The sequence below is a fragment of the Sphaerisporangium melleum genome, from assembly GCF_014646695.1.
Taxonomy (GTDB): domain Bacteria; phylum Actinomycetota; class Actinomycetes; order Streptosporangiales; family Streptosporangiaceae; genus Sphaerisporangium; species Sphaerisporangium melleum.
The window spans coordinates 85,199-106,770 of record NZ_BMNT01000015.1 but is presented as its reverse complement, the minus strand read 5'-3'; the positions used below and the strand labels follow the sequence as shown (position 1 = coordinate 106,770).

The 21,572-nt window shown below is 72.4% G+C and carries 18 protein-coding genes and 1 pseudogene; 10 read left to right on the top strand and 9 right to left on the bottom strand.

Features of this window, described 5'->3' with window-relative positions; translation table 11 throughout:
• Positions 1-15 precede the first annotated feature (15 nt).
• Positions 16-975, bottom strand: a complete 960-nt coding sequence (locus tag IEY93_RS15130; RefSeq protein WP_189163687.1) for a tetratricopeptide repeat protein — start codon at positions 973-975, stop codon at positions 16-18.
• Between the two features lie 170 nt (positions 976-1,145).
• Between IEY93_RS15130 and IEY93_RS15125 the strand changes: the two genes are divergently transcribed.
• Positions 1,146-2,876: a S8 family serine peptidase gene (locus IEY93_RS15125; protein WP_203968505.1), complete on the top strand. Its 1,731-nt coding sequence runs from the start codon at positions 1,146-1,148 to the stop codon at positions 2,874-2,876.
• A gap of 217 nt (positions 2,877-3,093) precedes the next feature.
• Here the strand turns inward: IEY93_RS15125 and IEY93_RS15120 are convergent.
• Positions 3,094-3,597, bottom strand: a pseudogene (locus IEY93_RS15120) (MarR family winged helix-turn-helix transcriptional regulator); the annotation flags it as partial.
• 349 nt (positions 3,598-3,946) lie between these two features.
• Here IEY93_RS15120 and IEY93_RS15115 point away from each other — a divergent pair.
• Both IEY93_RS15115 and IEY93_RS15110 read left to right on the top strand, forming a co-directional pair.
• On the top strand, positions 3,947-5,443 hold the full coding sequence (locus IEY93_RS15115) for a hypothetical protein (protein WP_189163685.1): 1,497 nt from the start codon (positions 3,947-3,949) through the stop codon (positions 5,441-5,443).
• Between the two features lie 31 nt (positions 5,444-5,474).
• On the top strand, positions 5,475-6,164 hold the full coding sequence (locus tag IEY93_RS15110; protein ID WP_189163684.1) for a DUF4230 domain-containing protein: 690 nt from the start codon (positions 5,475-5,477) through the stop codon (positions 6,162-6,164).
• 14 nt (positions 6,165-6,178) lie between these two features.
• Here the strand turns inward: IEY93_RS15110 and IEY93_RS15105 are convergent, their stop codons facing one another.
• A complete protein-coding gene (locus tag IEY93_RS15105) occupies positions 6,179-6,862 on the bottom strand; it encodes a response regulator transcription factor (protein ID WP_189163683.1) in 684 nt (227 codons plus the stop codon).
• A complete protein-coding gene (locus tag IEY93_RS15100; RefSeq protein WP_189163682.1) occupies positions 6,859-8,040 on the bottom strand; it encodes a sensor histidine kinase in 1,182 nt (393 codons plus the stop codon). The genes IEY93_RS15105 and IEY93_RS15100 overlap by 4 nt, the downstream gene beginning before the upstream one ends.
• Before the next feature lie 225 nt (positions 8,041-8,265).
• On the opposite strand from IEY93_RS15100, the gene IEY93_RS15095 reads away from it, so the two are divergent.
• Positions 8,266-8,493, top strand: coding sequence for a hypothetical protein (locus tag IEY93_RS15095; RefSeq protein ID WP_189163681.1), 228 nt, complete (start codon positions 8,266-8,268; stop codon positions 8,491-8,493).
• Positions 8,494-8,558: 65 nt separating this feature from the next.
• Here IEY93_RS15095 and IEY93_RS15090 read toward each other — a convergent pair whose 3' ends face one another.
• Positions 8,559-9,746, bottom strand: coding sequence for an acetyl-CoA C-acetyltransferase (locus IEY93_RS15090; RefSeq protein WP_189163764.1), 1,188 nt, complete (start codon positions 9,744-9,746; stop codon positions 8,559-8,561).
• A 196-nt stretch (positions 9,747-9,942) separates the two neighbouring features.
• On the opposite strand from IEY93_RS15090, the gene mce reads away from it, so the two are divergent.
• From mce to IEY93_RS15075, 3 genes are all read left to right on the top strand, one after another.
• Entirely contained in the window at positions 9,943-10,371 is a 429-nt protein-coding gene (gene mce, locus IEY93_RS15085) for a methylmalonyl-CoA epimerase (RefSeq protein ID WP_189163680.1), read from the top strand.
• A gap of 274 nt (positions 10,372-10,645) precedes the next feature.
• Positions 10,646-11,941, top strand: a complete 1,296-nt coding sequence (locus IEY93_RS15080) for a DivIVA domain-containing protein (RefSeq protein WP_189163679.1) — start codon at positions 10,646-10,648, stop codon at positions 11,939-11,941.
• A 360-nt stretch (positions 11,942-12,301) separates the two neighbouring features.
• On the top strand, positions 12,302-13,621 hold the full coding sequence (locus IEY93_RS15075) for an AI-2E family transporter (RefSeq protein ID WP_203968504.1): 1,320 nt from the start codon (positions 12,302-12,304) through the stop codon (positions 13,619-13,621).
• A 40-nt stretch (positions 13,622-13,661) separates the two neighbouring features.
• Here IEY93_RS15075 and IEY93_RS15070 read toward each other — a convergent pair whose 3' ends face one another.
• Genes IEY93_RS15070 through IEY93_RS15055 form a run of 4 tightly spaced genes read right to left on the bottom strand, consistent with a single transcriptional unit; the run spans position 13,662 to position 17,211 of the window.
• Entirely contained in the window at positions 13,662-14,423 is a 762-nt protein-coding gene (locus IEY93_RS15070; RefSeq protein WP_189163678.1) for an SDR family NAD(P)-dependent oxidoreductase, read from the bottom strand.
• Between the two features lie 54 nt (positions 14,424-14,477).
• Positions 14,478-15,182 carry an alpha/beta hydrolase gene (locus IEY93_RS15065; RefSeq protein ID WP_189163677.1) on the bottom strand — a complete coding sequence of 235 codons (705 nt, stop codon included), beginning with the start codon at positions 15,180-15,182 and terminating at the stop codon, positions 14,478-14,480.
• 46 nt (positions 15,183-15,228) lie between these two features.
• Positions 15,229-15,564, bottom strand: a complete 336-nt coding sequence (locus tag IEY93_RS15060; RefSeq protein WP_189163676.1) for an Rv1322 family protein — start codon at positions 15,562-15,564, stop codon at positions 15,229-15,231.
• Between the two features lie 36 nt (positions 15,565-15,600).
• Positions 15,601-17,211: a 3-hydroxyacyl-CoA dehydrogenase family protein gene (locus tag IEY93_RS15055; RefSeq protein WP_229691146.1), complete on the bottom strand. Its 1,611-nt coding sequence runs from the start codon at positions 17,209-17,211 to the stop codon at positions 15,601-15,603.
• Positions 17,212-17,277: 66 nt separating this feature from the next.
• On the opposite strand from IEY93_RS15055, the gene nucS reads away from it, so the two are divergent.
• From nucS to IEY93_RS15040, 3 genes are all read left to right on the top strand, one after another.
• Entirely contained in the window at positions 17,278-17,937 is a 660-nt protein-coding gene (gene nucS / locus IEY93_RS15050; protein WP_189163675.1) for an endonuclease NucS, read from the top strand.
• Positions 17,938-18,440: 503 nt separating this feature from the next.
• On the top strand, positions 18,441-19,691 hold the full coding sequence (locus IEY93_RS15045) for a glycosyltransferase family 4 protein (protein WP_189163674.1): 1,251 nt from the start codon (positions 18,441-18,443) through the stop codon (positions 19,689-19,691).
• Positions 19,692-20,003: 312 nt separating this feature from the next.
• Positions 20,004-21,500 carry an aldehyde dehydrogenase family protein gene (locus tag IEY93_RS15040; RefSeq protein ID WP_189163673.1) on the top strand — a complete coding sequence of 499 codons (1,497 nt, stop codon included), beginning with the start codon at positions 20,004-20,006 and terminating at the stop codon, positions 21,498-21,500.
• Positions 21,501-21,572 lie beyond the last annotated feature (72 nt).

Below are 21,572 nucleotides of genomic sequence, written 5' to 3'. Positions count from 1 at the left end.
CGTGGCGGGGCGGCGCTAGAAGAGGACGCTGGCGAGGCCGCGGCGGGCCTTGGCCACCGAGGGGTCGCCGGCGGGGAGGGTGTCGAACAGGCCGAGCAGGTGGCGGCGGGCGCGGTCGCGCTGGTCGCCGGAGGCGCGGCGGATGGTCTCGATCAGCCGCGCGAAGGCCTCGTCCACCCTGCCGCTCAGCATCTCGATGTCGGCGGCCTGCGTCTGCACCTCGACGTCCGCCGGGTCCGCGGCGGCCCGGCGCAGGACGTCGCCGGCGTCCAGGTCCTGCGTGCGGCGCACCAGTCCCACCCCGGCCAGGCCGATCTTGGCGTCCTCGTCGGCCGGGGAGCGGGCGAGCAACCGCTCGTAGGCCGCCGCGGCGGCGTCCAGGTCGCCGTCCTCGATGGCCTTCTCGGCGGCCAGCAGATCGGGGTCGGCCTGCGGCTGCGGCGCGGCGCCCTGGTCGTCCGGCGCCCCCTCGGGGACGGGGGGAAGGTACTGCGCGAGCGCCTGCATGAGCTGGTCGAGCCACTGGCGCACCTGCGCCTCGGGGAGCGCGCCCTGGAACCCGGTCACGGCCTGGCCCTGGAAGACGGCCAGCACGGTCGGGATGCTCTGCACCTGCAGCGCACCGCTGATCTGCGGGCTTCCGTCGACGTCGACCTTGGCGAGCACCCACCGGCCGGCCGCCTCGGCGGCCAGCTTCTCCAGGATGGGGCTGAGCTGCTTGCACGGCTCGCACCAGGTGGCCCACAGGTCGAGGATCACCGGCGTGCGCATGGAGCGCTCGATCACCTCGGTGGCGAAGGTCTCGTCGGTGACATCGATGATCACACCGGCGGCCGGCGCCGTGGCTCCGCCGCCCGCGGCGGCCTGCTTCGCCGCCGTCTCACGACGGGCCTGGGCCTCGAGCGCCTGCTTTCGCGCGCCGAGGTCGATGGCCCCCTGCAATGATGCCGGTCGAGTGAAGTCCGCTGGGCTCATAGTCCAATCCTGCCGCATCCCGCGCGTACTCATGGTCGCCGGGCTGGCGGTCCGGAGGACAGGGCTCCGCTATGTCACGCCTTCATCGCAAATTCTCACGGATCTGTCATAAAGCACAGTTATCGCGAACGATGTCTTTCGGCATGAATTCAGCTCACTTGGAGGTGGGTGTGAGACGCGTCTTCGTCGTTACCGCCGCGGCCGCCGTGATCGCCGCGACAGTGGCGTTCCCGGCGCAGGCCGCCCGAACGGCTGCCGACACCGCGGCGACGACCCAGTACGTCGTCCTGTACAAGGAGGGCGTCGCGGCCGCCGACGCCCAGAAGGCCATCGAGGCGGCGGGCGGCACGGTGGTCCGGTCGAACGAGGCCGTCGGAGTGGCCACGGTCACGTCCGCCGCCGCGGGGTTCGCCTCCGCCGTCGCGGCCGCCCCGGGGATCGAGGGCGTCGCCCGCGACCGGGTGATCGGCAGCGTGCCGAAGACCACGGCGCGCGCCGCACTGACCGGCCGTACCGCCAGGGACACCCGGGCGGTCGAGCGCGAGGGCCGCGAGCGCGGCATCGGCAAGCAAGGCAAGCACGGCCCGTCCCCGAAGGCCGAGCCGCTCGCCGATCTGCAGTGGGACATGAAGCAGATCCGCGCCGAGGAGGCGCACAAGTACGAGCCGGGCGACCCCGGTGTGCTCGTCGGCGTGCTCGACACCGGCATCGACGGCTCGCACCCCGACATCGCCCCGAACTTCAACAAGCGGCTGAGCCGCAACTTCACCGTGGACGTCCCCTACGACGCCAACGGCGATGTCGTCGACGGCCCGTGTGAGGACGAGCCCGACCAGTCCTGCAACGACCCGGCCGACGTGGACGAGGACGGGCACGGCACGCACGTGGCCTCCTCGATCGCCTCGCCGGTCAACAAGCTCGGCATCGCGGGCGTGGCCCCGAAGGTGACGCTGGTCAACCTGCGCGCCGGCCAGGACTCCGGCTACTTCTTCCTGCAGCCGACCGTGGACGCGCTGACCTACGCCGGTGACATCGGTGTCGACGTGGTCAACATGAGCTACTACATCGACCCCTGGCTGTTCAACTGCGTCGACAACCCGGCCGACTCCCCCGAGGACCGGATCGAGCAGTCCACGATCATCAAGGCCACCCAGCGCGCCCTCGACTACGCCCATCGGCACGGGGTGACCCTGATCGCGGCGGCCGGCAACCAGGCGACCGACTACACCAAGACGTACGTCGACACCAGCAGCCCTGACTTCGCCGACGTGCCGGGTGAGGCTCCCCGCAGCCGCACCATTCCGCCGAGCTGCGTCTCCATGCCGACCGAGGGCGAGCACGTGGTCGCCGTGTCCTCGACCGGCATCAGCAAGCGCAAGGCGTACTACTCCAGCTACGGCAACGGGCATGTCGACGTGGCCTCCCCCGGCGGCGACGTGTACGACACGCCGGACAACACCCGTGACATCACCAAGGCCACGCTGTCGGCCTATCCCAAGTCGCTCGCCATCGCCAACGGCGAGATCGACGAGAACGGCGACCCGACGGTGAACTACGTGGTCAAGGACTGCGCCGGGACGACCTGCGCGTACTACCAGTACCTGCAGGGCACCTCGATGGCCTCGCCGCGCGCCACCGGCGTCGCCGCGCTGATCGTCAGCAGGTACGGCGTGCGCGACCTCCGCCACGGCGGCAAGACGCTGCCGCCCGCGATCGTCGAGACCGTCCTGAAGGGCACCGCCACCAAGACGGCCTGCCCGAACCCGCCCGCCTACACCTACACCCGCCACCTGCCGGCCGGCACCACGGTCACCGACACGCACCTGTGCGAGGGGACCACCGGCTCCAACGGCTTCTACGGCAAGGGCATCGTGGACGCCCTGCGCGCCATCGGCCGGTAGCCGCGCCTGATCCGTCCTCCGCCGGCCGGCGGAGGACGCCAGGCCGCCCCCGGCGCGGCGCACGTCCAGGACGTGACCCGCGCCGGGCCGGTCAGCGAGTCTCTACGGGCCCGTCCTCCGGGACGGGCCCTTCCGCGTTCCCGCGCGGAACGCCGTTCTCGCCCCGCCGGGCGCCTGCGGCCCGCGGGACGGGCAGGTCGCCCTCCTCGCGCGCCGCGAAGTCGCCGGCGGCCACGCGCATGGTGCGCAGCAGGGAGAACATCTCGGTGAGATCGCCCTCGCCGTACATCGTCATGCAGAAGTCGGCGTCCATCAGGTCGGCCGTCGCGCGCCCGACCACCTCGCGCCCCTTGTCGGTGATCTCGGCGAGCACGCCGCGCCCGTCCTTGGGGTTGCGCATGCGACGCACCAGCCCGGCGCGCTCGAGACGGTCGATGGTGTTGGTCACGCTCGTCGGGTGCACCATGAGCCGCTCGCCGATGCGCGACAGCGACAGCGCGCCGGTGCGGCTGAAGGTGAGCAGCACCAGCGCCTCGTAGCGGGCGAAGGTCAAGTCGTGCGGCCTCAGCAGCGTGTCCAGTTGCCCGAGGAGGATCTGGTGCGCTCTCATGATCGATGTGACGGCTGCCATGGCGGAGGACGGCCCGAAGCGGGCGCGCCAGGTATCAGCGGCGCGCTCGATGGGGTCGAACGGCAGGTTAAGCGGCTTCGGTACACCGATGGACACAACGCTACGCTAGCGCGTGTCGGCGGCACTGACGCAGGGTCACCGGGTTTCCACGGAGTACCCAAGAACCGGGACGCCAAACATCACGCTCCGTTATGGTTGGCATGTCAAGAGGTGAGGCGCGGCAAAGCCCGACCAAAAGCAAGGGGAAAGCCGTGCCGTCCGACGTGGGACGCGATCCCGCGCGTACGGCGCGACGGGGGCCTGGGTCGGGCGCCGGGTGCCGAGGGGCCGGCACCGATGCCGAGACGCGCCGCTCATCCAGGCACGGGGGTTTGGCAAATGAAGAGCATGTGTGCGAAGGCACGGGGGACGTGGCCGGGGCTCCGGTCCACGCGGGGCCGTGCTTGAGCAGAGGGGCGTTGCGCGCGAAGAGCTGAAGCACAGCGCGCTGGCGGCGATGGGGATGCTGCTGGCGCTCGGTCTGCTCGCCGCGTGGAGCGTCCTGGTTCCGGGCGTTTCCGGATGGGAGAACATCGTCGTCGCGGTCATCGGCTCGCTGCGGCTGACCGGACCGGTCGCCGCGGCGTTCGCCGCATGGGTGGCCGTGCGCAAACGCCGGGCGCTGGCCGGGCGCACGCTGGGCGCTTGGCAGGTCCTGCGCGCCCCGATGGCGGTCCTGGTGGTCGTCGTCGGCGCGTTCGGCGCGACCGTCACCATCCTCGCGGTCAAGGCCGCGCTGACCGAGCAGGCGGGGCATCTGTCGCCTCCCGGGCTCGCCGTGGGCGCGGCGGGGCTCGCGCTCTACGCGGTGATCGGGTGGATCACCGGCTGGGCCGCGCCCTGGCGGGGCACCCCGCTCATCGCGGGCATCGGCAGCTACGGGCTGTTCGCGTCGCTGACCTCGGGGGCGGGGTGGGCGGTCAGGCTCGCGCCCGTGACGCCCGAGCCGTACGGCCCGTTCGAAGGGCTCGGCCGGGCGGCCTTCACCGACCAGTCGCTGTGGCTGCTCGGTCTCACCACCGCGCTGCTGCTCACCTGGACGGCCGTCGTGACCCGCCGTGCGCTGGCGCTGGGCGCGGCGCTGGCGGCGGTGCTCGCCGCCGGCACGGGCATGGCGCGCGTGCTGGGCGAGCCGCGGGCCGTCGCCGCCACCGAGCCCATGGTCTACATCTGCCAGGAGTGGCCGATCACCGTGTGCGTCCATCCCGGCGTGCAGAGCGGGCTGACCGAGCTGGGGGCCGCGTTCACCACGATCGCCGCCCGCCTGACCGGCACGCCCGCCGCGTTCTCCCGGGTCGAGCAGCGCCCGCGCGACGACGCCCGGCCGGTGCCGGCGGGGACGGTGGTCATCCACGTCGACGACCTCACCCCGGGGTACGCCGGGCGGGCCGCCGCGGAGTTCGTGGAGCGGCTGGCCGGGCGGTGCCCGGACGTCACGGCCGGCGGCTACCGCGCCATCGTGACGGCCTGGCTGCGCGGCGAGCCGCTGCCGAGCGGGCCGTTGCGCGGTCACCAGGCCGCGGCCGGGTGGTTCTCGGCGCTCACCGAGAGCCAGCGGCGCGACTGGCTGCGCATGTTCTACGCCGACTTCGCCACCTGCCGGCTGAAGGCGTCGCACTTCGGCGGCGGGGCGACCGGTCCGGCCGCCGTCCCCGGCGACCGGTCCGCGGCCACCGGCCGAGCCACGGTCAGCGGTTTCTCCGACGCCCACCCGGGCCGTCAGCGGTTCCGCAGCGGCGGCGAGCGGACCGGGGGCCGGTGGCAGGCCGCGCGGGCGATGCCCACCGACGGCGCCGGGTACCCCGCCGGCTCGCCCGTCCCCGGCCCGCCCTATCCGACCATGTCCGCTCCGGGCATGCCGTCGCGGCCGGAGCATGCCCTGACCTCGCAAAGGTGAGAAACGGTCGCGGACGGGAAGGAGAACCGCCGTGAACCGCCAGACGTCTCCCCCCCAGACGCCGACGGCCGCGCAGCCGGGGTCTCGCCGGTCCCGCCGCGGCTGGCGCTACCTGGCAGGGGTGCTCACCGTGCTGGTGCTCCTCCTGGTGGGCGCCAAGCTGGCCTGGTCGTACCTCAACCCGCTCGCGGACCGCACCATCGACCGCAGCCAGCCCGCGCTGCTGCTGTCGATCCAGAACATGAGCCGGTTCGAGGCCGCCACGGGCGACTTCCAGGTCATCGTGGACCTGGAGAAGGACGCGCCCTTCCTGCCGGACGCCGTCAAGGGCTCGCGCACGCTGTTCGTCGGCGCGGGCGGCGTGGACGCCTACGTCGACTTCTCCCGCCTGGCCAAGGACGCGATCACGGTCTCCCCCGACCGCACCGAGGTCACCGTGCGCATCCCGCACGCGCAACTGGAGAAGCCCAACCTCGACAACAAGCGGTCCTACGTCTTCGCCCAGCAGCGCGGGCTGCTCGACCGGGTGCAGGACATGCTGTCCAGTTCGCCGCAGAACCAGCAGGAGCTCTACGTCCTGGCCGAGCAGAAGATCGCCGAGGCCGCCCGCGCGAGCGACCTGCGGGCCCGCGCCGACCAGAACACCAAGCTGATGCTGGAGGGCATGCTGAAGGCCCTCGGCTTCACCAAGGTCACCATCGTCTACACCGCCGACCCCTGACCCGCCCGTGGCCGTCACTCCTCATCGTCCAGCAGCCCCGCGTCGTGGACCAGCAGCGCGATCTGGACGCGGTTGTTCAGGCCCAGCTTGGTGAGGGCACTGGACACGTGGGTCTTGACGGTGGGCACGCCCAGGTAGAGGGTCGCGGCGATCTCGGCGTTCGACCTGCCCTGGCCGACCGCGAGGGCGACCTGGCGCTCGCGGTCGTTGAGCAGTGCCAGACGCTCCCTGGCCCGGTCACGCCGCCGGTCGCGGCCCGACTCGGCGACCCTGGCCATCAGGCGGCGGGTCACCGCCGGTGACAGCACCGGATGCCCGATCGCGACCTGCCGGACGGCGGCCACGATCTCGCCGGGCGGGGTGTCCTTGAGCAGGAAGCCCGCGGCTCCGGCGCGCAGGGCGCCGAGCACGTGCTCGTCGGCGTCGAAGGTGGTCAGCACAATGACCTCGGGAGCACCGGGCCGGGACCGCAGCGCCTCGGTGGCGGCCAGACCGTCCATCACCGGCATGCGGATGTCCATCAGGACCACCTCGGGCGCGAGCCGCTCCACCAGGGCCTGCACCTGCGCGCCGTCGCCGGCCTCGCCGACCACGCTGATGTCGGCGGCTCCGCCCAGCATCATCGCCAGGCCGGCGCGCACCAGCGGGTCGTCGTCGACGATGAGCACGCGGACGGTCCCTGCACGCGCCGAGGTCATGGGGGCCACGGTAACCGGGCCGCCAGCCGCCAGTCACCTTCGCCGGTGGGGCCGTGCTCAAGACCGCCGCCCGCGAGCGAGACCCGTTCGGCCAGCCCGGCGAGCCCCTGCCCGCCGGTGACGGCGCGGGCATCCCCCGCACGCGCGGGAGGCGCGGCCGCGGCGCGGGCGGGGAGCGGGTTGCGGATCTCCACCTCCAGGCCGCGGCCCGGGGCGCCGGACAGCCGGACGCGCACCGCCGACCGGGGGGCGTGCTTACGGGCGTTGGTCAGGCCCTCCTGCACGATCCGGTAGGCGGTGTGACCCGCCTCGCCGGGAGCGGGCCCGGCGAGCTCCTCGGCGAGCTCGACCCGCATGCCCGCCAGCCGCGACTCGGCGACCAGGGTGCGCAGGTCGGCCAGGCCGGAGCCGGGCAGCTCGCCCACCGGGGCGCGCAGGACGCCGATGACCTCGCGCAGGTCCTGCAACGCCTGGTGGGCGCTCTCGCGGATGACCTTCGCCGCCCGGCTGATGTCCTCCGGCGAGGCGCCGGGGTGGTACTCCAGCGCGCCCGCGTGCACGCTCAGCAGGGACAGGCGGTGGCCGAGGACGTCGTGGATCTCGCGGGCGATCGCCTCGCGCGCCTGGTGCTGGGCCTGGAGGGCACGCAGGTGGGCCTCGGTCTCGGCCCGCGCCGCACGGTCGCGCAGCGACAGCACCAGATGCCGCCGGTGGTGGACGAACAGTCCCCAGCCCACCGCCGCGCCCTGGATGGCCAGGCCGAACAGGAACATCATCAGCGGCGGCACCGCCGGCTCGGGCCGCAGCAGCACATAGGCCAGCGCGGACACGACGCTGAGCGCGAAGACGGCCCCCGAGACGCGCGGCGGCCGGTGCACGGCGACCGTGAACAGCGCCACCAGCAACGCGCCCGCCACGAACTCCGACCAGGCCGAGACCACGACCAGCACCACGGCGAGCTCCACCGGCCGGCGGCGGCGCAGCAGCAGCGCGGCGCAACTCAGCACGCCGATGGCCTGGTCGAGCTGGAGCAGCCACGACGGCTCGGGCAGGGGCTCCTTGCCCCGCTCGATCGCCGTCAGCAGGCCGAAGGCGATGACGAGCACGAAGATGGCCACATCCACGACGCGGTCGCGCACGGGGCGCCGGGGAGGGGAGGCGGTGACGGGTCCGTTCATCCTGCGCCGAGCCTACGGCGGCCCCGCCGGCCCCGCCCAGCGCGGCGGAGACGGCGATACCGAAGTCGGGCCGCGCGGGTACCGGCGGATACTTCGGTAGGGCCGCAGGGCGGGCGGGACCGGTACTTCGGCCGGTGCCGGGCACGGCGGACCGGTACGGCGGTCGGGGCGCGCGGTGCGGACGGCCGATCCGGCCGCGGGGGGCGGCTCTCTAGCGTTCAGGACATGCGGAAGAACATCCAGTTCGCCGGGTTCCTCCTGGCGGCCATGGGCATCAGCGGAGCCATCGACCACCTCGCCGTCCAGCCCATCGCCGGTGTCGTGCTGAACGTCGTCAACCGGGTGGTCATCCCCCGGGTGGGCTTCCTCGCCGGGTACGAGCTGTACGCGAACCTGTCGGTGGCCGCGCTGGGGATCATCCTGATCATCGCGGCCGCGTCCCGTCCCCACTGACCGGCACGGACGTACCCGATCGGGGCGTGGCGCGAGCCGCCTGAGGGCTCGTGTGCCCGCGGCGCCTAGGAGGCGGGCACGGTGAGGATCAGCGCGTCGCCCTGCCCGCCGCCGCCGCACAGGGCCGCCGCGCCCGTGCCGCCGCCGCGACGGCGCAGCTCGTGCGCGAGGGCCAGAACGACGCGCGCGCCCGAGGCGCCGATCGGGTGGCCGATCGCGATGCCGCCGCCGTTCACGTTGACCTTGTCCTCGGGCAGGCCGAGCTCCTTGGCCGACTGGAGCACGACCGCCGCGAACGCCTCGTTGATCTCGACGAGGTCGAGGTCGTCCACCGAAAGCCCCTGCTTGCCCAGGGCGTGACGGATGGCGTTGGCCGGCTGGGAGTGCAGGGAGTTGTCCGGGCCGGCGACGTTGCCGTGGGCGCCGATCTCGGCGAGCCAGGTGAGGCCGAGCTCTTCGGCCTTGGCCTTGGACATCACCACCACGGCGCAGGCGCCGTCGGAGATCTGGGAGGAGGAGCCCGCCGTGATCGTCCCGTCCTTGGCGAACGCCGGCCGCAGCCGCGCCAGCGTCTCCACGGTGGTGTCCGGCCGTACGCCCTCGTCGGCGGTGACCACCACGGGGTCGCCCTTGCGCTGAGGCAGGGTCACCGGGACGATCTCGTCGTCGAACCTGCCGTCCTTGGCGGCCGCCGCGGCGAGCTGGTGGGAACGGGCGGAGAAGGCGTCCTGCTCCTCGCGGGCGATGCCGAGGCGGGTGTTGTGCCGTTCGGTGGACTCGCCCATCGATACCTGATCGAATACGTCTGTGAGCCCGTCGAACGCCATCGCGTCGATGATGTCGGCTCCGCCGTACTTCACGCCCTTGCGCAGCCCGGGCAGCAGATGGGGGGCGTTGGTCATCGACTCCATGCCGCCCGCGACCACGATGTCGAACTCCCCGGCCCTGATGAGCTGGTCGGCCAGCGCGATGGCGTCCAGGCCCGACAGGCACACCTTGTTGATCGTCAGCGACGGCACGCTCATCGGGACGCCGGCCTTCACCGCGGCCTGCCGGGACGGGATCTGCCCCTGCCCCGCCTGCAGCACCTGGCCCATGATCACGTACTGGACCTGCTCGGGACCCACCCCGGCGCGCTCCAGCGCGGCCTTGATCGCCAGGCCGCCGAGCTCGACGGCGGACAGCCCCGACAGCGCGCCGAGCAGGCGGCCGATGGGAGTGCGGGCGCCCGCGACGATGACCGATCGCGACATGGTGGACGAGGCGGACGGGACGGCGGGCGAACGGGACACCAGGGCCTCCATGATGGGGTCTTCGGCGACTTTGCCACCATACCTACGACGCACAGCACGACCCCACCGAGGTCTCGCCGGAACGCCGCGGCGCGTCTCCGTCCGAGCCTCACGAGCAGTCCGGCCCGCACGGCCGGGCGAAGGCGGAGGACACGCAATGCTGTTGAGAATCGACCACGTGGGCATCGCCTGCGAGAATCTCGACGAGAAGATCGCGTTCTACGAGTCGACCTTCGGCGTGACCGTGGTCAGCCGCGAGGTCAACGAGGAGCAAGGTGTGAAAGAGGCCATGCTGCATGTGGCGGACGGCGAGGGGGGCGGCTCCTACATCCAGCTTCTGGAACCGCTGAGCGCCGGCTCGCCCGTGGGCAAGTTCCTGGCCAAGCGCGGTGAGGGCATCCACCACGTCGCCTACGGTGTGAGCGACGTCACCAAGGCCATGGAGGCCATCGGCGCCAAGGGCGTCCGCTTGGTGGACCTTCACCCGCGGCATGGCGCAATGGGCACCTCAATCGCGTTTCTTCATCCGAAAGACGTGGGAGGAGTCTTGACAGAGCTGGTCGAGTCCCCTCCTCGTCCGTCCTAGCTGACGAAACTTAACAATGGCTTATTCGTAACAAGTCGCGCAGAAAGTCGGACGGGACCTCCAATTCGGCAGCACCGGAGTACGCTGGCCTACCATCCGGTACGTGGACCCGCCATGGCCGGGCAGCCGGGCACGAGCATCCCAGGGGCGAGCGATCGCGCGCCCCTGCGAGGAAGTGCCCGGACGCGCCCGGCGGGGGCTCGGGTCCGTGCCCCCGGATGTCCGCCCCCCGTCCGGCCCGTGTAGCCGTCTCGACAACCCAGGATCGAGCCTCATGCAGTCCGACATCGACGCCCAGCTGAACAATTTCTTTGAAGACGCCCCCACGCGGGAATTCGACGTGGTTCTCCGTGGCTACGACCGGCACCAGGTCCACGACCACCTCAAGCAGCTCGACACCGATCTGCGACAGGCCCGCGAGCAACTCTCCGCGTTGCAGCGCGAGCTCTCCGACTCCCAGCGTCAGCTGCAGGAGCAGGAGCGCCCGACCTACTCCGGTCTCGGCGCCCGCATCGAGCAGTTGCTGCGTCTGGCGGAGGAACAGGCCACCGAGCTCGTCCAGGCCGCACGGGCCGAGGCGAACGAGATCAAGGCCGCGGCGAAGGTCGATGCGGCGGACGTCCGGGCCGCGGCCGAGCACGAGGCGGCCGAGAAGCGCGCTCTGGCCACCCGCGAGGCCGACGAGATGCGCACCACCGCCGAGCGCGAGGCCGAGGAGATCCGCTCGACCGCCCGCCGCGAGTCCGACGAGCTGACCTCGACCACCGAGCGCGAGGTCGCCAAGCTCCGCGCCACCGCCGACCACGAGGTCGCCGAGAAGCGCGCCGACGCCGAGCGCGAGATCGCCAAGCTGCGCACGACCACCGAGCGCGAGGTGGCTCAGCTCCGCGCCTCGACCAAGCGTGAGCGCGACGAGATCCTCACCACCGCCAAGCGCCAGGCCGACGAGATGCGCGCCCAGGCGCAGCGTGTCCTGGAGGAGTCCGAGGCCAAGCGCGCCCAGGACGAGGCCGAGTTCGAGATCCAGCTCGCCGCCCGCCGCGAGGAGGCCGAGCGCCAGGAGTCCGAGCGCCACGCCACCGCCCAGGCCGCGACGCAGAAGCTGGTCGCCGAGGCCGAGCAGCGCGCCGCGACCGCCGAGCAGCGCGCCACCAAGGCCACCCAGCAGGCCGAGCAGACCCGCCGCGAGGCCGACACCCACGCCAAGCAGCTGCTGGCCAACGCCCGCAAGAACGCCGACCAGCTCGTCGCCGAGGCCAAGTCCAGCGCCGAGTCGATCGTCTCGGAGGCCAAGTCCGAGGCCGAGCGCAACCGCAGCGTCGCCCAGCGCCAGGTGGACGAGCTGACCCGCCAGCGCGACAGCATCACCAGCCACCTCGCGCAGCTCCGTCAGCTGCTCGGTGGGGCCCCGCTGCCGAGCATGGACGAGCCGCCGGCGGTCCCCGCCCCGGCGCCGAAGCCCGCGCTCGCGGCCACGCCTTCGGTCAGCGAGAAGCCCTCTCCCGCCCCGGCGCCGCAGCGTGCCACGGCCGCCCCCGCCGACGACGACTCGGAGTGGTGGCAGGAGTGACGACCCGCCCGCCTCGCACGCCGAGGCCGGCCGGCACGGCCCAGGAGGCACCCGCCGAGCGGCGGCATACGACTCCACGGCGCCGTCCGGCCGCCGGAGTGGGCGAGGCCGGGTAACAGGGCACAGGCCGCGCCGCACGGGGCGACGCGGGGCGGCCACGCCGCGAGGCGACTGCACGGCATGACGGCTACCGGAGAGCCTGGCGATCACCTGGTCGCTAGGCTCTCCTTCGTTGTCCGCCCCTTTCCGGCGCTTGCCGGCGGCCCGCGCCCGCCACTCGGGCCACCGCCTTCCCCCGCGCGCGACCCGTTCGCGGGGTGACCGCGCCCGTCAACCCCTTCGACCCCTCAGGAGCAGAACGTGCGCGACCTTCCTCCGGACGCGGTCCCCGCGCCCGATGTGCCCGGGAAGGCCAGGCTCGCGCGCGACGCACGCGCCGGCGCGGCCGAGGTGACCGACATCCTCCCCGCGACGGCTCCCGCCCCGCGCGGGCCCGCGCCGTCCCCGCGACCGGCCGCGGATCCGCGGACCGGAGATCTTTGGGCGGGCGCGGGGACGGCACGCCGCGCCGTCCCCGCCGGCCGCGCGGCCGAGCCGGAGGCCGATAGCGAGGCCGAGCCCGGCGAGGACGCGCCGTTCGGCGTGCCGGGCAAGCCGCTGACCAGAGGGCCGTTCCTGTGGGGGCTCACCGCGGCGCTCGGCGTGCTGACCGCCTGGGGGCTGGCCCAGGCGCTGATCAGTGCGCGCAACGTGATCGTGCTGATCGTGGTGGCCGGCTTCCTGGCGGTGGGGCTCAACCCCGTCGTGGAGGCGCTGCAACGGCGCGGCCTGCACCGGCGCTGGGCGATCTCCCTGGTGTTCCTCGGGGTGATCGTGATGTTCGCGCTCTTCGGCCTGGCGATCATCCCGCCGGTCAGCCAGCAGCTGACCGACTTCGTCGGCGCCGTCCCGGGGTACATGCAGGAGTTGCTGTCCAACCCGACCATCAAGCAACTGGACGAGGACTACCAGATCCTCGCCAACCTGCAGACCTACATCACCAGCGGCGGACTCGGCGCGACGGTGGCCGGGGGCATCGTCGGCGCGGGCGCGGTCGTCCTCGACGCGTTCTTCTCGGGCTTCACCCTGCTCGTGCTGACGCTCTATTTCCTCGGGTCGCTGCCCACCATCAAGGAGTACCTGCTGCTGCTGGTGCCGGCCAGCCGCCGGCGGCGCACCGGCGCGATCGGCGACCAGATCCTGGACGGCATCGGCGGATACGTGGCCGGCAACGTGCTGATCTCGGTGATCGCGGGCGCGCTGTCGTGGCTGTTCCTGACCTTCGCGGGTGCCCCGTACGCGCTGGCGCTCGCCCTGGTCGTCGCCGTGACCGACCTGATCCCGCTGGTGGGCGCGACGGTCGGCGCCGTGATCGTGTCGGCGGTGGGCTTCCTGCAGTCGGGGCCGCTCGGTATCGCCTGCGTGATCTTCTTCGTGGTGTACCAGCAGGTGGAGAACTACGTCATCTACCCGCGGGTGATGAGCCGGTCGGTGGACGTGGCCCCGGCGGTGTCGGTGATCGCCGCCCTGTTCGGCGGCGCGCTGCTCGGCGCCGTGGGAGCACTGCTGGCCATCCCGGTGGCCGCCGCGGTGGCACTGATCATCCGCGAGGTCGTCCTGCCCCGTCAGGCCCAGCTCTAGCCGGGCCCGACGGAGGGCGAACGCGACCGGCGCGGCGCGATCAGTGAGCGGCGGTGAGGCCGCCGTCGACGTAGAGCACCTGCCCGGTCAGGTACGACGAGGCCGTCCCGGCCAGGAAGACCGCCGGGGCGGCCATCTCGCCGGGAGTCCCCCAGCGGGCCATGGGAACGTTCGCCACCATGGCCGGACCGGCGTTCTCGTCCTCCCACAGGTTGCGGTTGAGGTCGGTGGCCGTCCAGCCGGGGCACAGGGCGTTCACCCGAACGCCGCTGCCGGCCCATTCGATCGCCAGGGTCTTGGTGAGCGCGACCACGCCCGCCTTGGCCGCGGCGTACGGGGCCATGAAGGGGGCGCCCAGGGCGGCGACCGACGCGACGTTGATCACCGACCCGCTCCCGCGTTCGAGCAGGTGCGGCGCCACCGCGTGGCACACGGCCATGGCCGAGTCCAGGTTCAGCTTGATGATCTTGTCCCAGCCGGACAGCCGCAGATCCTTGAACGGCACGATGAAGTTCGAGCCACCGGCGTTGTTGACCACGATGTCCAGATGCCCGAGCCCCTCGATCGCCCGCGCCACCGCCGCGGCCGCCGCCTCGCGGTCGGTCATGTCGCACGGGACGACCAAGGCCCGGCGACCGAACGCCTCGACCTCCTTGGCGACCTCCGCCAGCGTCTCAGGCGTGCGCGCGACCAGCGCCACGTCGGCGCCCGCCTCGGCGTAGGCCAGGGCGATGGCCCGGCCGATGCCCCGCGACGCGCCGGTGACGAACGCGTTCCGCCCGGATAGATCGAACGCCTGCACGGCACCCTCCTCAGTCGAAACCGAACAAGATTCTACGGGGTGCCGGGCCCGCCGTCACACCTCCGTGGGAAGCGGATGGGCCGCCGGATTGACCCGCCTGACGATCTCGTTCAGCACGATGCGCACGTACGGCTCACCGACCCACAGGTGCTTGGCGCCGTCCACGGCCACCACCTCGGCCTGCGGAACCGCCGCGAACCGCCGCCGCGCCTCCTCCGGACGCAGGTAGTCGTCGAACTCCGGCACCAGCGCCACCAGCGGCCGCCCGAACTCCGCCCAGGCGGCCAGATCGGCGTCCTGGGCCCGCTTGAGCGGGGGCGACAGCAGGATCGCACCGTGGACCAGCGGATCGTGCCCCCACTTCAGCGCCAGCTCGGTGCCGAACGACCAGCCGAGCAGCCAGGGATTCGGCAGATCGTGGAACTCGGCGTACTCCAGCGCCGCCGCCACGTCGAACCGCTCGCCCTCGCCCTCCTCGAACTTCCCCTCCGACCGGCCGCGCGCCGAGGCGGTGCCGCGGGTGTTGAAGCGCAGCACGGCGACGCCGGCCAGGGCCGGCAGCCGGTAGGACGCCTTGCGCAGCACGTGGCTGTCCATCATGCCCTCCGCCGTGGGCAGCGGGTGGAGGCAGATGAGCGTGGCCACCGGCCTCCCCTCGGCGGGCAACGCCAGCTCGCCCACCAGCGTGAGGCCATCGGCCGTGTGCAGCTCGATGTCCTCCCGCACGGCGGGCAGCACCGTGGACGCGCGAATCTCCAATGCGGACTCCCTGGAAAGCTCGGAAGGTTTCAGTGAAAGTCGGGGCTCAGTAGCGGAAGCGGCCGGGACCGCGATCCCAGCGCTTGCGCCAGCAGGCGGTGTGCCAGTGACGGCGCTCCCCCTCACCGCCCACCCAGTTGGGCCAGCTCACCACGTGCGGCAGCCCCGAAGGGATCTCCTGGTCGCAACCGGGGCAGCGGTACACCTTCCCGGAGGCGGCCCCGGAAACGTTGCGCACCTTCCACTCGCCGTCGGGCCCCTCCTCCACCCGCTCCATGCCGCGCAGGGCGTCCTCCAGCGGACGCGGGGCGTCACGGCCACGGCCCTTGCCACCACGGGGGTCGGCTCGCGGGTCGGCACGGCGGGCACGGCGGGGGCTCATATCGGCACGAACGTCGATATCGCGGGTGTTCTTCCGTCACCGATCCCGGATGCTCGTCACACCGGCCGTCACCAGGCGGTCGAGCAGCGGGGCGGGCGCGAAGAACGGCTCGCGGTACTCGGCGTACAGCTCCAGCAGGCCGTCGCGCACGACGCGCAGGCCGATGGCGTCCAGCGTCTCGAACGGCCCGGCGGGATAGCCGCAGCCGAGCCGCATCGCGGTGTCGATGTCCTCCATCGAGGCGTAGCCCGAGTCGTACATGCGCACCGCGTCGTTGAGGTAGGGGTACAGCAGCGCGTCCACCACCCGCCCGGCGCGGTCGGCGCACGCGACAGGGGTGCGCCCGACCAGCCTGGCCAGGCCCGCGACGGCGCGCGCCACCTCGGGGGCGGTCAGCACCGTGGAGACCACCTCCGCGAGCCGGTCGCCGATCAGATGGAGCCCGGCAAGGCGTTCGGGATGCGGCAGCAGCCGGGCCCGCTCGGCCAGCGGACCGGCGGACAACGCGATCACCACGTCGGCCTCGTCCGCCTCGCCCCACTTGAAGCCCGCCGCCGACAGCCGCGCCGTGAGGTCCTCGGCCCCCGCACCGAGCACGTGGACCGACCCCACGGTGAGCTTGCCGCCGGGCTCGGCCGCCGGGGGCGCCGGGACGGCGTCGTAGTCGTGGAAGCCCCGGCCGCTCTTGCGCCCGAGCAGCCCGGCGGCCACCAGCTCGCGCAGGATGGGAGCGGGGGCGTACACGCGGTCGCGGCTCTCCTCGAACAGCACCTCGCACACCTCGCGCGAGACGTCCAGCCCGATCAGGTCGAGCAGGGCGAACGGGCCCATCGGCAGGCCGGCACCGGCCTTCATGGCCGTGTCGATGTCCTCCATGGCCGCGACCCGGCGTTCCAGCAGCGTCGCCGCGTGGTTGAGGTAGCCGAGCAGCAGCCGGTTGACCACGAACCCCGCCCGGTCGCCCACGACGACCGGCGTCTTGCCGACGCGCCGGGCCAGGCCCGCGACCTCCTCGGCCAGGCCGTCCTCGGTGACCACCGTGCGCACGACCTCGACGAGCCGCATGACCGGCGCCGGGTTGAAGAAGTGCATGCCGACGACCCGGCCGGGACGGGAGGTGGTGGCCGCGATCGCGGTGACGGGCAGCGAGGAGGTGTTGGTCGCCAGCACCACCTCGGGCCGGCAGACGCGGTCGAGGTCGGCGAACAGGGCGCGCTTGTACTCCATGACCTCGGGGATGGCCTCGACCACCAGGTCGGCGTCCCGCAGGTCCTCAAGCGAGCCGGCGAAGGAGAGCCGCGCGAGGACGCCGTCGCGTTCCTCCTCGCTGAGCCGGCCCCGGCTCAGCGCCCGCTCGACGGACCGGTGCAGGGTCGCCCGCCCACGATCGAGCGCCCGGCCGTCCACCTCGACCCCGATCACCCGCAGCCCCGCCCGCGCGAACACCTCGGCGATGCCGGCGCCCATGGTGCCGAGGCCCACGACGCCGACGGTCTGGAACGTGCGCGCCATCATGTCCTCCGCCCTCGCCGTCCTGCCGTCCTGGCGGCAAGTCTCCCAGAACGCGGCGACCCGGCCCGCACCGGCCACCCGGCGGCGCGCCCGTGATCCCCAGCCGGCGAACCGCTCCCACCGGCGTCCGGGCATGGCCGTCCCGCGGACGCCGCGCGAACCGCGCCCCGGCGTCCGCGGCGGACGGTAGGGTTGGCCGACATGCGGCTGGTCATCGCGCGTTGCAGCGTGGATTACGTGGGACGCCTCACGGCGCACCTCCCGATGGCACCCCGGCTGATCTTGCTCAAAGCGGACGGTTCGGTGTCAATCCATGCAGATGACCGGGCGTTCAAGCCGCTCAACTGGATGAATCCTCCCTGCAAGGTGCGCGAGGAGGAGGGCCGCTGGACGGTCACCCACGGTAAGACCGGCGAGCAGCTCATCCTGACCATCGAGGAGATCCTGCACGACTCCTCGCACGAGCTGGGCATCGACCCCGGCCTGCAGAAGGACGGCGTCGAGGCGCACCTGCAGGAGCTGCTGGCCGACAACATCACCACCCTGGGCACCGGCTGGACGCTGATCCGCAGGGAGTACCCGACCGCGATCGGGCCGGTGGACATCCTGTGCCGCGACCACCTCGGCGGTACGGTCGCCATCGAGATCAAGCGGCGCGGGGAGATCGACGGGGTCGAGCAGCTCACGCGCTATCTGGAGCTGCTCAACCGCGACAGCCTGCTGGCACCGGTGAAGGGCGTGTTCGCCGCCCAGGAGATCAGGCCGCAGGCCCGGGTGCTCGCCGGCGACCGGGGCATCGAGTGCGTGACGCTCGACTACGACGCGCTGCGCGGCATCGAGCGCACCGACACCCTCTTCTGAGCAGGCTCCCGTCCCGTTGACCGGCCGGCTGTTCTGTTCGGCCTGCCCTCCGCCCGGACCAGGCGAGCCGGTGCGGCGCTCCAGCGTCCGGGTGACCGGCCGTCCCGCTGACGCTCAGCACCGCCACAACCCGCCCGCGAGCCCACCAACCCGGCATTCGCCGATCCATTCCCCTTATCTGCCATAACTCGGCCATATCGCCGCGCACTCCGCTATCACCTGACTACTTAATGAATTTCTGGGAAATTCCTGCAACGAACCACCGGTCAGTGAGCGTCTAGAACCTACGAACGGGGGCCGGACAGGGACGGGCGTGCCGCGAGGCGGCTTATCGAGCTCTTACCTGCGGCGGAGGAATCTGGTCATCTCCCCCAGAGGTGACGGGTGCCCGCCAGGTGGCCAGGCATATGCCGATACGACGACCTACGGGGGGCATGGCATGTCCGCCGGCATCGAAGGGGGCATTCGAGGTGTTAGCCACGGGGCGCAGGCTCATCGCACGGATGGCGCTGAAATCGCTCGAACTCGCCAACCGGAGGCGGGCACGCAAGGCCCCGCCCAGGAACGCCCGGCAGGTGCACATCCTGCTCCTGCACGCGTACGGGATGGGCGGCACGATCCGTACGGTGCTGAACCTGGCCGCCTACCTCGCCCGCGACCATGAGGTGGAGATCGTCAGCCTGACGCGCACCAACGAGGAGCCCTTCTTCCCCCTGCCGCCCGGGGTGCGGGTGCGGTTCCTGGACGACCGGATGGCGCCCCGCGGCCGGTTCGCCGAATTCCTCGCGCGCCGCCCGAGCCGGCTGGTGTCGCAGGAGGAGAAGGCGTACCTGAACCTGAGCCTGCTGACCGACCTGCGGCTCATCCGCTACCTGCGCTCGCTGCGCGGCGGGGCGGTCATCGGGACGCGCCCGGTCTTCAACATCGTCATGGGCCTGTTCGCCCCGCCCGAGGTGCTCACCATCGGCCAGGAGCACGTCACCCTGGAGTCGCACGGCCCGGAGCTCCAGGCACAGATCAAGCGCCGCTACGGCAGGTTCGACGCGTTCGTGACGCTCACCGAGGCCGACCTGAAGGACTACACCAAGACACTCAAGGCGCGTCCGCCGCAGCGCCTGCTGCGCATCCCCAACGCGATCCCCGACCTGGCAGGCGACGTGTCCTCCCTGGAGGAGAAGGTCGTCGTCGCCATCGGCCGGGTGGTGTGGGCCAAGGGCTTCGACCGGCTGGTCAACGCCTGGAAGACGGTCGCACGAGCGCACCCCGACTGGGTGCTGCGCATCTACGGCGGCGGCACCCCCGAGCGCGAGGAGCGACTGCGGCAGCGCATCGAGGAGGCGGGGCTGTCGGAGAAGATCTTCCTGATGGGCAGCACCCCGGAGATCGGCGTCGAGCTGTCCAAGTCGTCGATCTACGCCGTGAGCTCCCGCTACGAGGGCTTCGGCATGACCATTCTGGAGGCCATGAGCAAGGGCGTGCCGGTGGTGAGCTTCGACTGCCCGCACGGGCCGAGGGAGATCATCACCCATGAGCACGACGGACTGCTCGTGCGCTCCAAGAAGGCCGCGTCGCTCGCCGCCGGCATCTGCCGGGTCATCGAGGACGAGGAGTTGCGCCACAGGATGGGCGCCAACGCGCTGCGCACCGCCGCGGACTATGACGTCGAGGTGATCGGCGCACGGTGGCGGGCCCTGCTCGCCGAGCTGGAGGAGGGCGGGCCGCTGCCCGCGTGCTCGCTCGGCACCACGGCCTGACCCGGCGGGCGCGCTCGCCCCTGCTCCACACAGGAGTACGCCCTTCTCCACCTGACGAGGCCTGGCCGAGCACGTCCGGGACACGAAAGCCGAACAATATTCCGCGTCGATGGTTTCGGCCGTGACCTCAGGGCTAAGGTGACTCCAGGCTCGCGGTCACGGCGTGCGGACCCCGGGGAGGGGCGGGGCGCGCCTTGTGTCCCGAGACCGGCGAAGCACCGCACCGCCGCTCCGCCCGGCCGTCCGGCCCGGGCCGGACGGGGACGGTCCAGGCGCGAGTACGGCGGCTGCGGCCGCGAGGAGGAGACGCGGATGACGACGGCGACCGAGGCGACCGAGCAGCGGACCTTCGACTCCCTCAATCCCGCCACCGGGGCGGTCGTGGGCACCCACCCCCGCCACGACGCGGCGGCCGTCCACCGCACCGTCGAACGGGCGGGCGAGGCGGCGCGCTGGTGGGCCGGCCTCGGCTTCGAAGGGCGCAGGCGGCGGCTGCTGGACTACAAGGCCGTCCTGGTCCGGGAGCTCCCCCGCATCGCCGGCCTGGTGCGCGAGGAGACCGGCAAGCCGATCGGCGACGCCACCCTGGAGACCGTGCTCACCATCACCCACCTCGACTGGGCGGCGCGCCACGCCCGCAAGGTGCTCGGCCCCCGCCGCGTCTCCCCCGGGCTGCTCGGCGCCAACCTCGCCGCCACGCTGGAGTACCTCCCGCTGGGCGTCGTCGGAGTGATCGGGCCGTGGAACTACCCGGTGTTCACCCCGATGGGGTCCATCTCCTACGCGCTCGCCGCGGGCAACGCCGTGGTGTTCAAGCCGAGCGAGCTCACCCCGGGCGTCGGCGTGCTGCTGGCCGAGCTGTTCCGGGAGAGCGTCCCGGAGCGGGAGGTCTTCCAGGTGGTCACCGGTCTCGGCGAGACCGGCGCCGCGCTGGCGGCCGACCCGGGCGTCGGCAAGATCGCGTTCACCGGTTCGACGGCCACCGCCAAGCGGGTCATGGCGGCGTGCGCGGCCAACCTCACACCGCTGGTCGCCGAGTGCGGCGGCAAGGACGCGCTCATCGTGGACGCCGATGCCGACGTCGCCGCCGCCGCGGACGCCGCGTTGTGGGGGGCCATGTCCAACGCCGGGCAGACCTGCGTCGGCGTCGAGCGGGTGTACGTCGTGGAGCCCGTCTACGACGCGTTCATGCGTGAGCTCACCGAGCGGGCCGCGGCGGTGCGCAGCGGCGAGGACTACGGGCCGATCACCATGCCCGCCCAGACGGAGGTGATCCGCCGGCACCTGGACGACGCCCTCGCCAAGGGCGGCCGGGCCGTGGTGGGCGGCGCGGACGCCGTCCGGCCGCCGTACGTGGACCCGGTGGTGCTCACCGACGTGCCGGAGGACTCCAGCGCGGTGCGGGAGGAGACCTTCGGGCCGACCCTCACCGTACGCAAGGTGGCCGACGCGGAGGAGGCGCTGGAGCGGGCCAACGCGGTGTCCTACGGCCTGGGCGGCACGATCTTCTCCGGGAATCCCCGGCGCGCCATGGAGCTCGCCCGGGCCATGCTCAGCGGCATGACGGCGATCAACTCGATCATCTCGTTCGCGGGCGTGCCGGCGTTGCCGTTCGGCGGGATCGGCGACTCGGGATTCGGGCGGATCCACGGCGCGGACGGGCTGCGCGAGTTCGCCCGTCCGAAGGCCGTCAGCCGCCAGCGTTTCCCGCTGCCCGGCATGCACATCACCACCTTCCGGAGGACTCCCGCCGAGATGGCACGCCTTGTGAAACTGATCACTTTCGTGCACGGCCGACGCAGAAGGTAGCTGTCCTATACTTCCCGAAAAACGATCTTGCGTCCATAATGATGGGTTCCTACGGGGCCAGCAGGACGCGAG

Excerpts from the sequence above, each read along its gene's own strand:
- IEY93_RS15095 (WP_189163681.1), top strand. The coding sequence starts at position 8,266 with ATGCGGAAGAACATCCAGTTCGCCGGGTTCCTCCTGGCGGCCATGGGC.
- IEY93_RS15130 (WP_189163687.1), bottom strand. The coding sequence starts at position 975 with ATGAGCCCAGCGGACTTCACTCGACCGGCATCATTGCAGGGGGCCATC.
- IEY93_RS15055 (WP_229691146.1), bottom strand. The coding sequence starts at position 17,211 with ATGCCCGGACGCCGGTGGGAGCGGTTCGCCGGCTGGGGATCACGGGCG.
- IEY93_RS15090 (WP_189163764.1), bottom strand. The coding sequence starts at position 9,746 with ATGTCGCGATCGGTCATCGTCGCGGGCGCCCGCACTCCCATCGGCCGC.
- IEY93_RS15040 (WP_189163673.1), top strand. The coding sequence starts at position 20,004 with ATGACGACGGCGACCGAGGCGACCGAGCAGCGGACCTTCGACTCCCTC.
- IEY93_RS15080 (WP_189163679.1), top strand. The coding sequence starts at position 10,646 with ATGCAGTCCGACATCGACGCCCAGCTGAACAATTTCTTTGAAGACGCC.
- IEY93_RS15105 (WP_189163683.1), bottom strand. The coding sequence starts at position 6,862 with ATGACCTCGGCGCGTGCAGGGACCGTCCGCGTGCTCATCGTCGACGAC.
- nucS (WP_189163675.1), top strand. The coding sequence starts at position 17,278 with ATGCGGCTGGTCATCGCGCGTTGCAGCGTGGATTACGTGGGACGCCTC.
- IEY93_RS15045 (WP_189163674.1), top strand. The coding sequence starts at position 18,441 with ATGGCGCTGAAATCGCTCGAACTCGCCAACCGGAGGCGGGCACGCAAG.
- IEY93_RS15100 (WP_189163682.1), bottom strand. The coding sequence starts at position 8,040 with ATGAACGGACCCGTCACCGCCTCCCCTCCCCGGCGCCCCGTGCGCGAC.
- IEY93_RS15060 (WP_189163676.1), bottom strand. The coding sequence starts at position 15,564 with ATGAGCCCCCGCCGTGCCCGCCGTGCCGACCCGCGAGCCGACCCCCGT.
- mce (WP_189163680.1), top strand. The coding sequence starts at position 9,943 with ATGCTGTTGAGAATCGACCACGTGGGCATCGCCTGCGAGAATCTCGAC.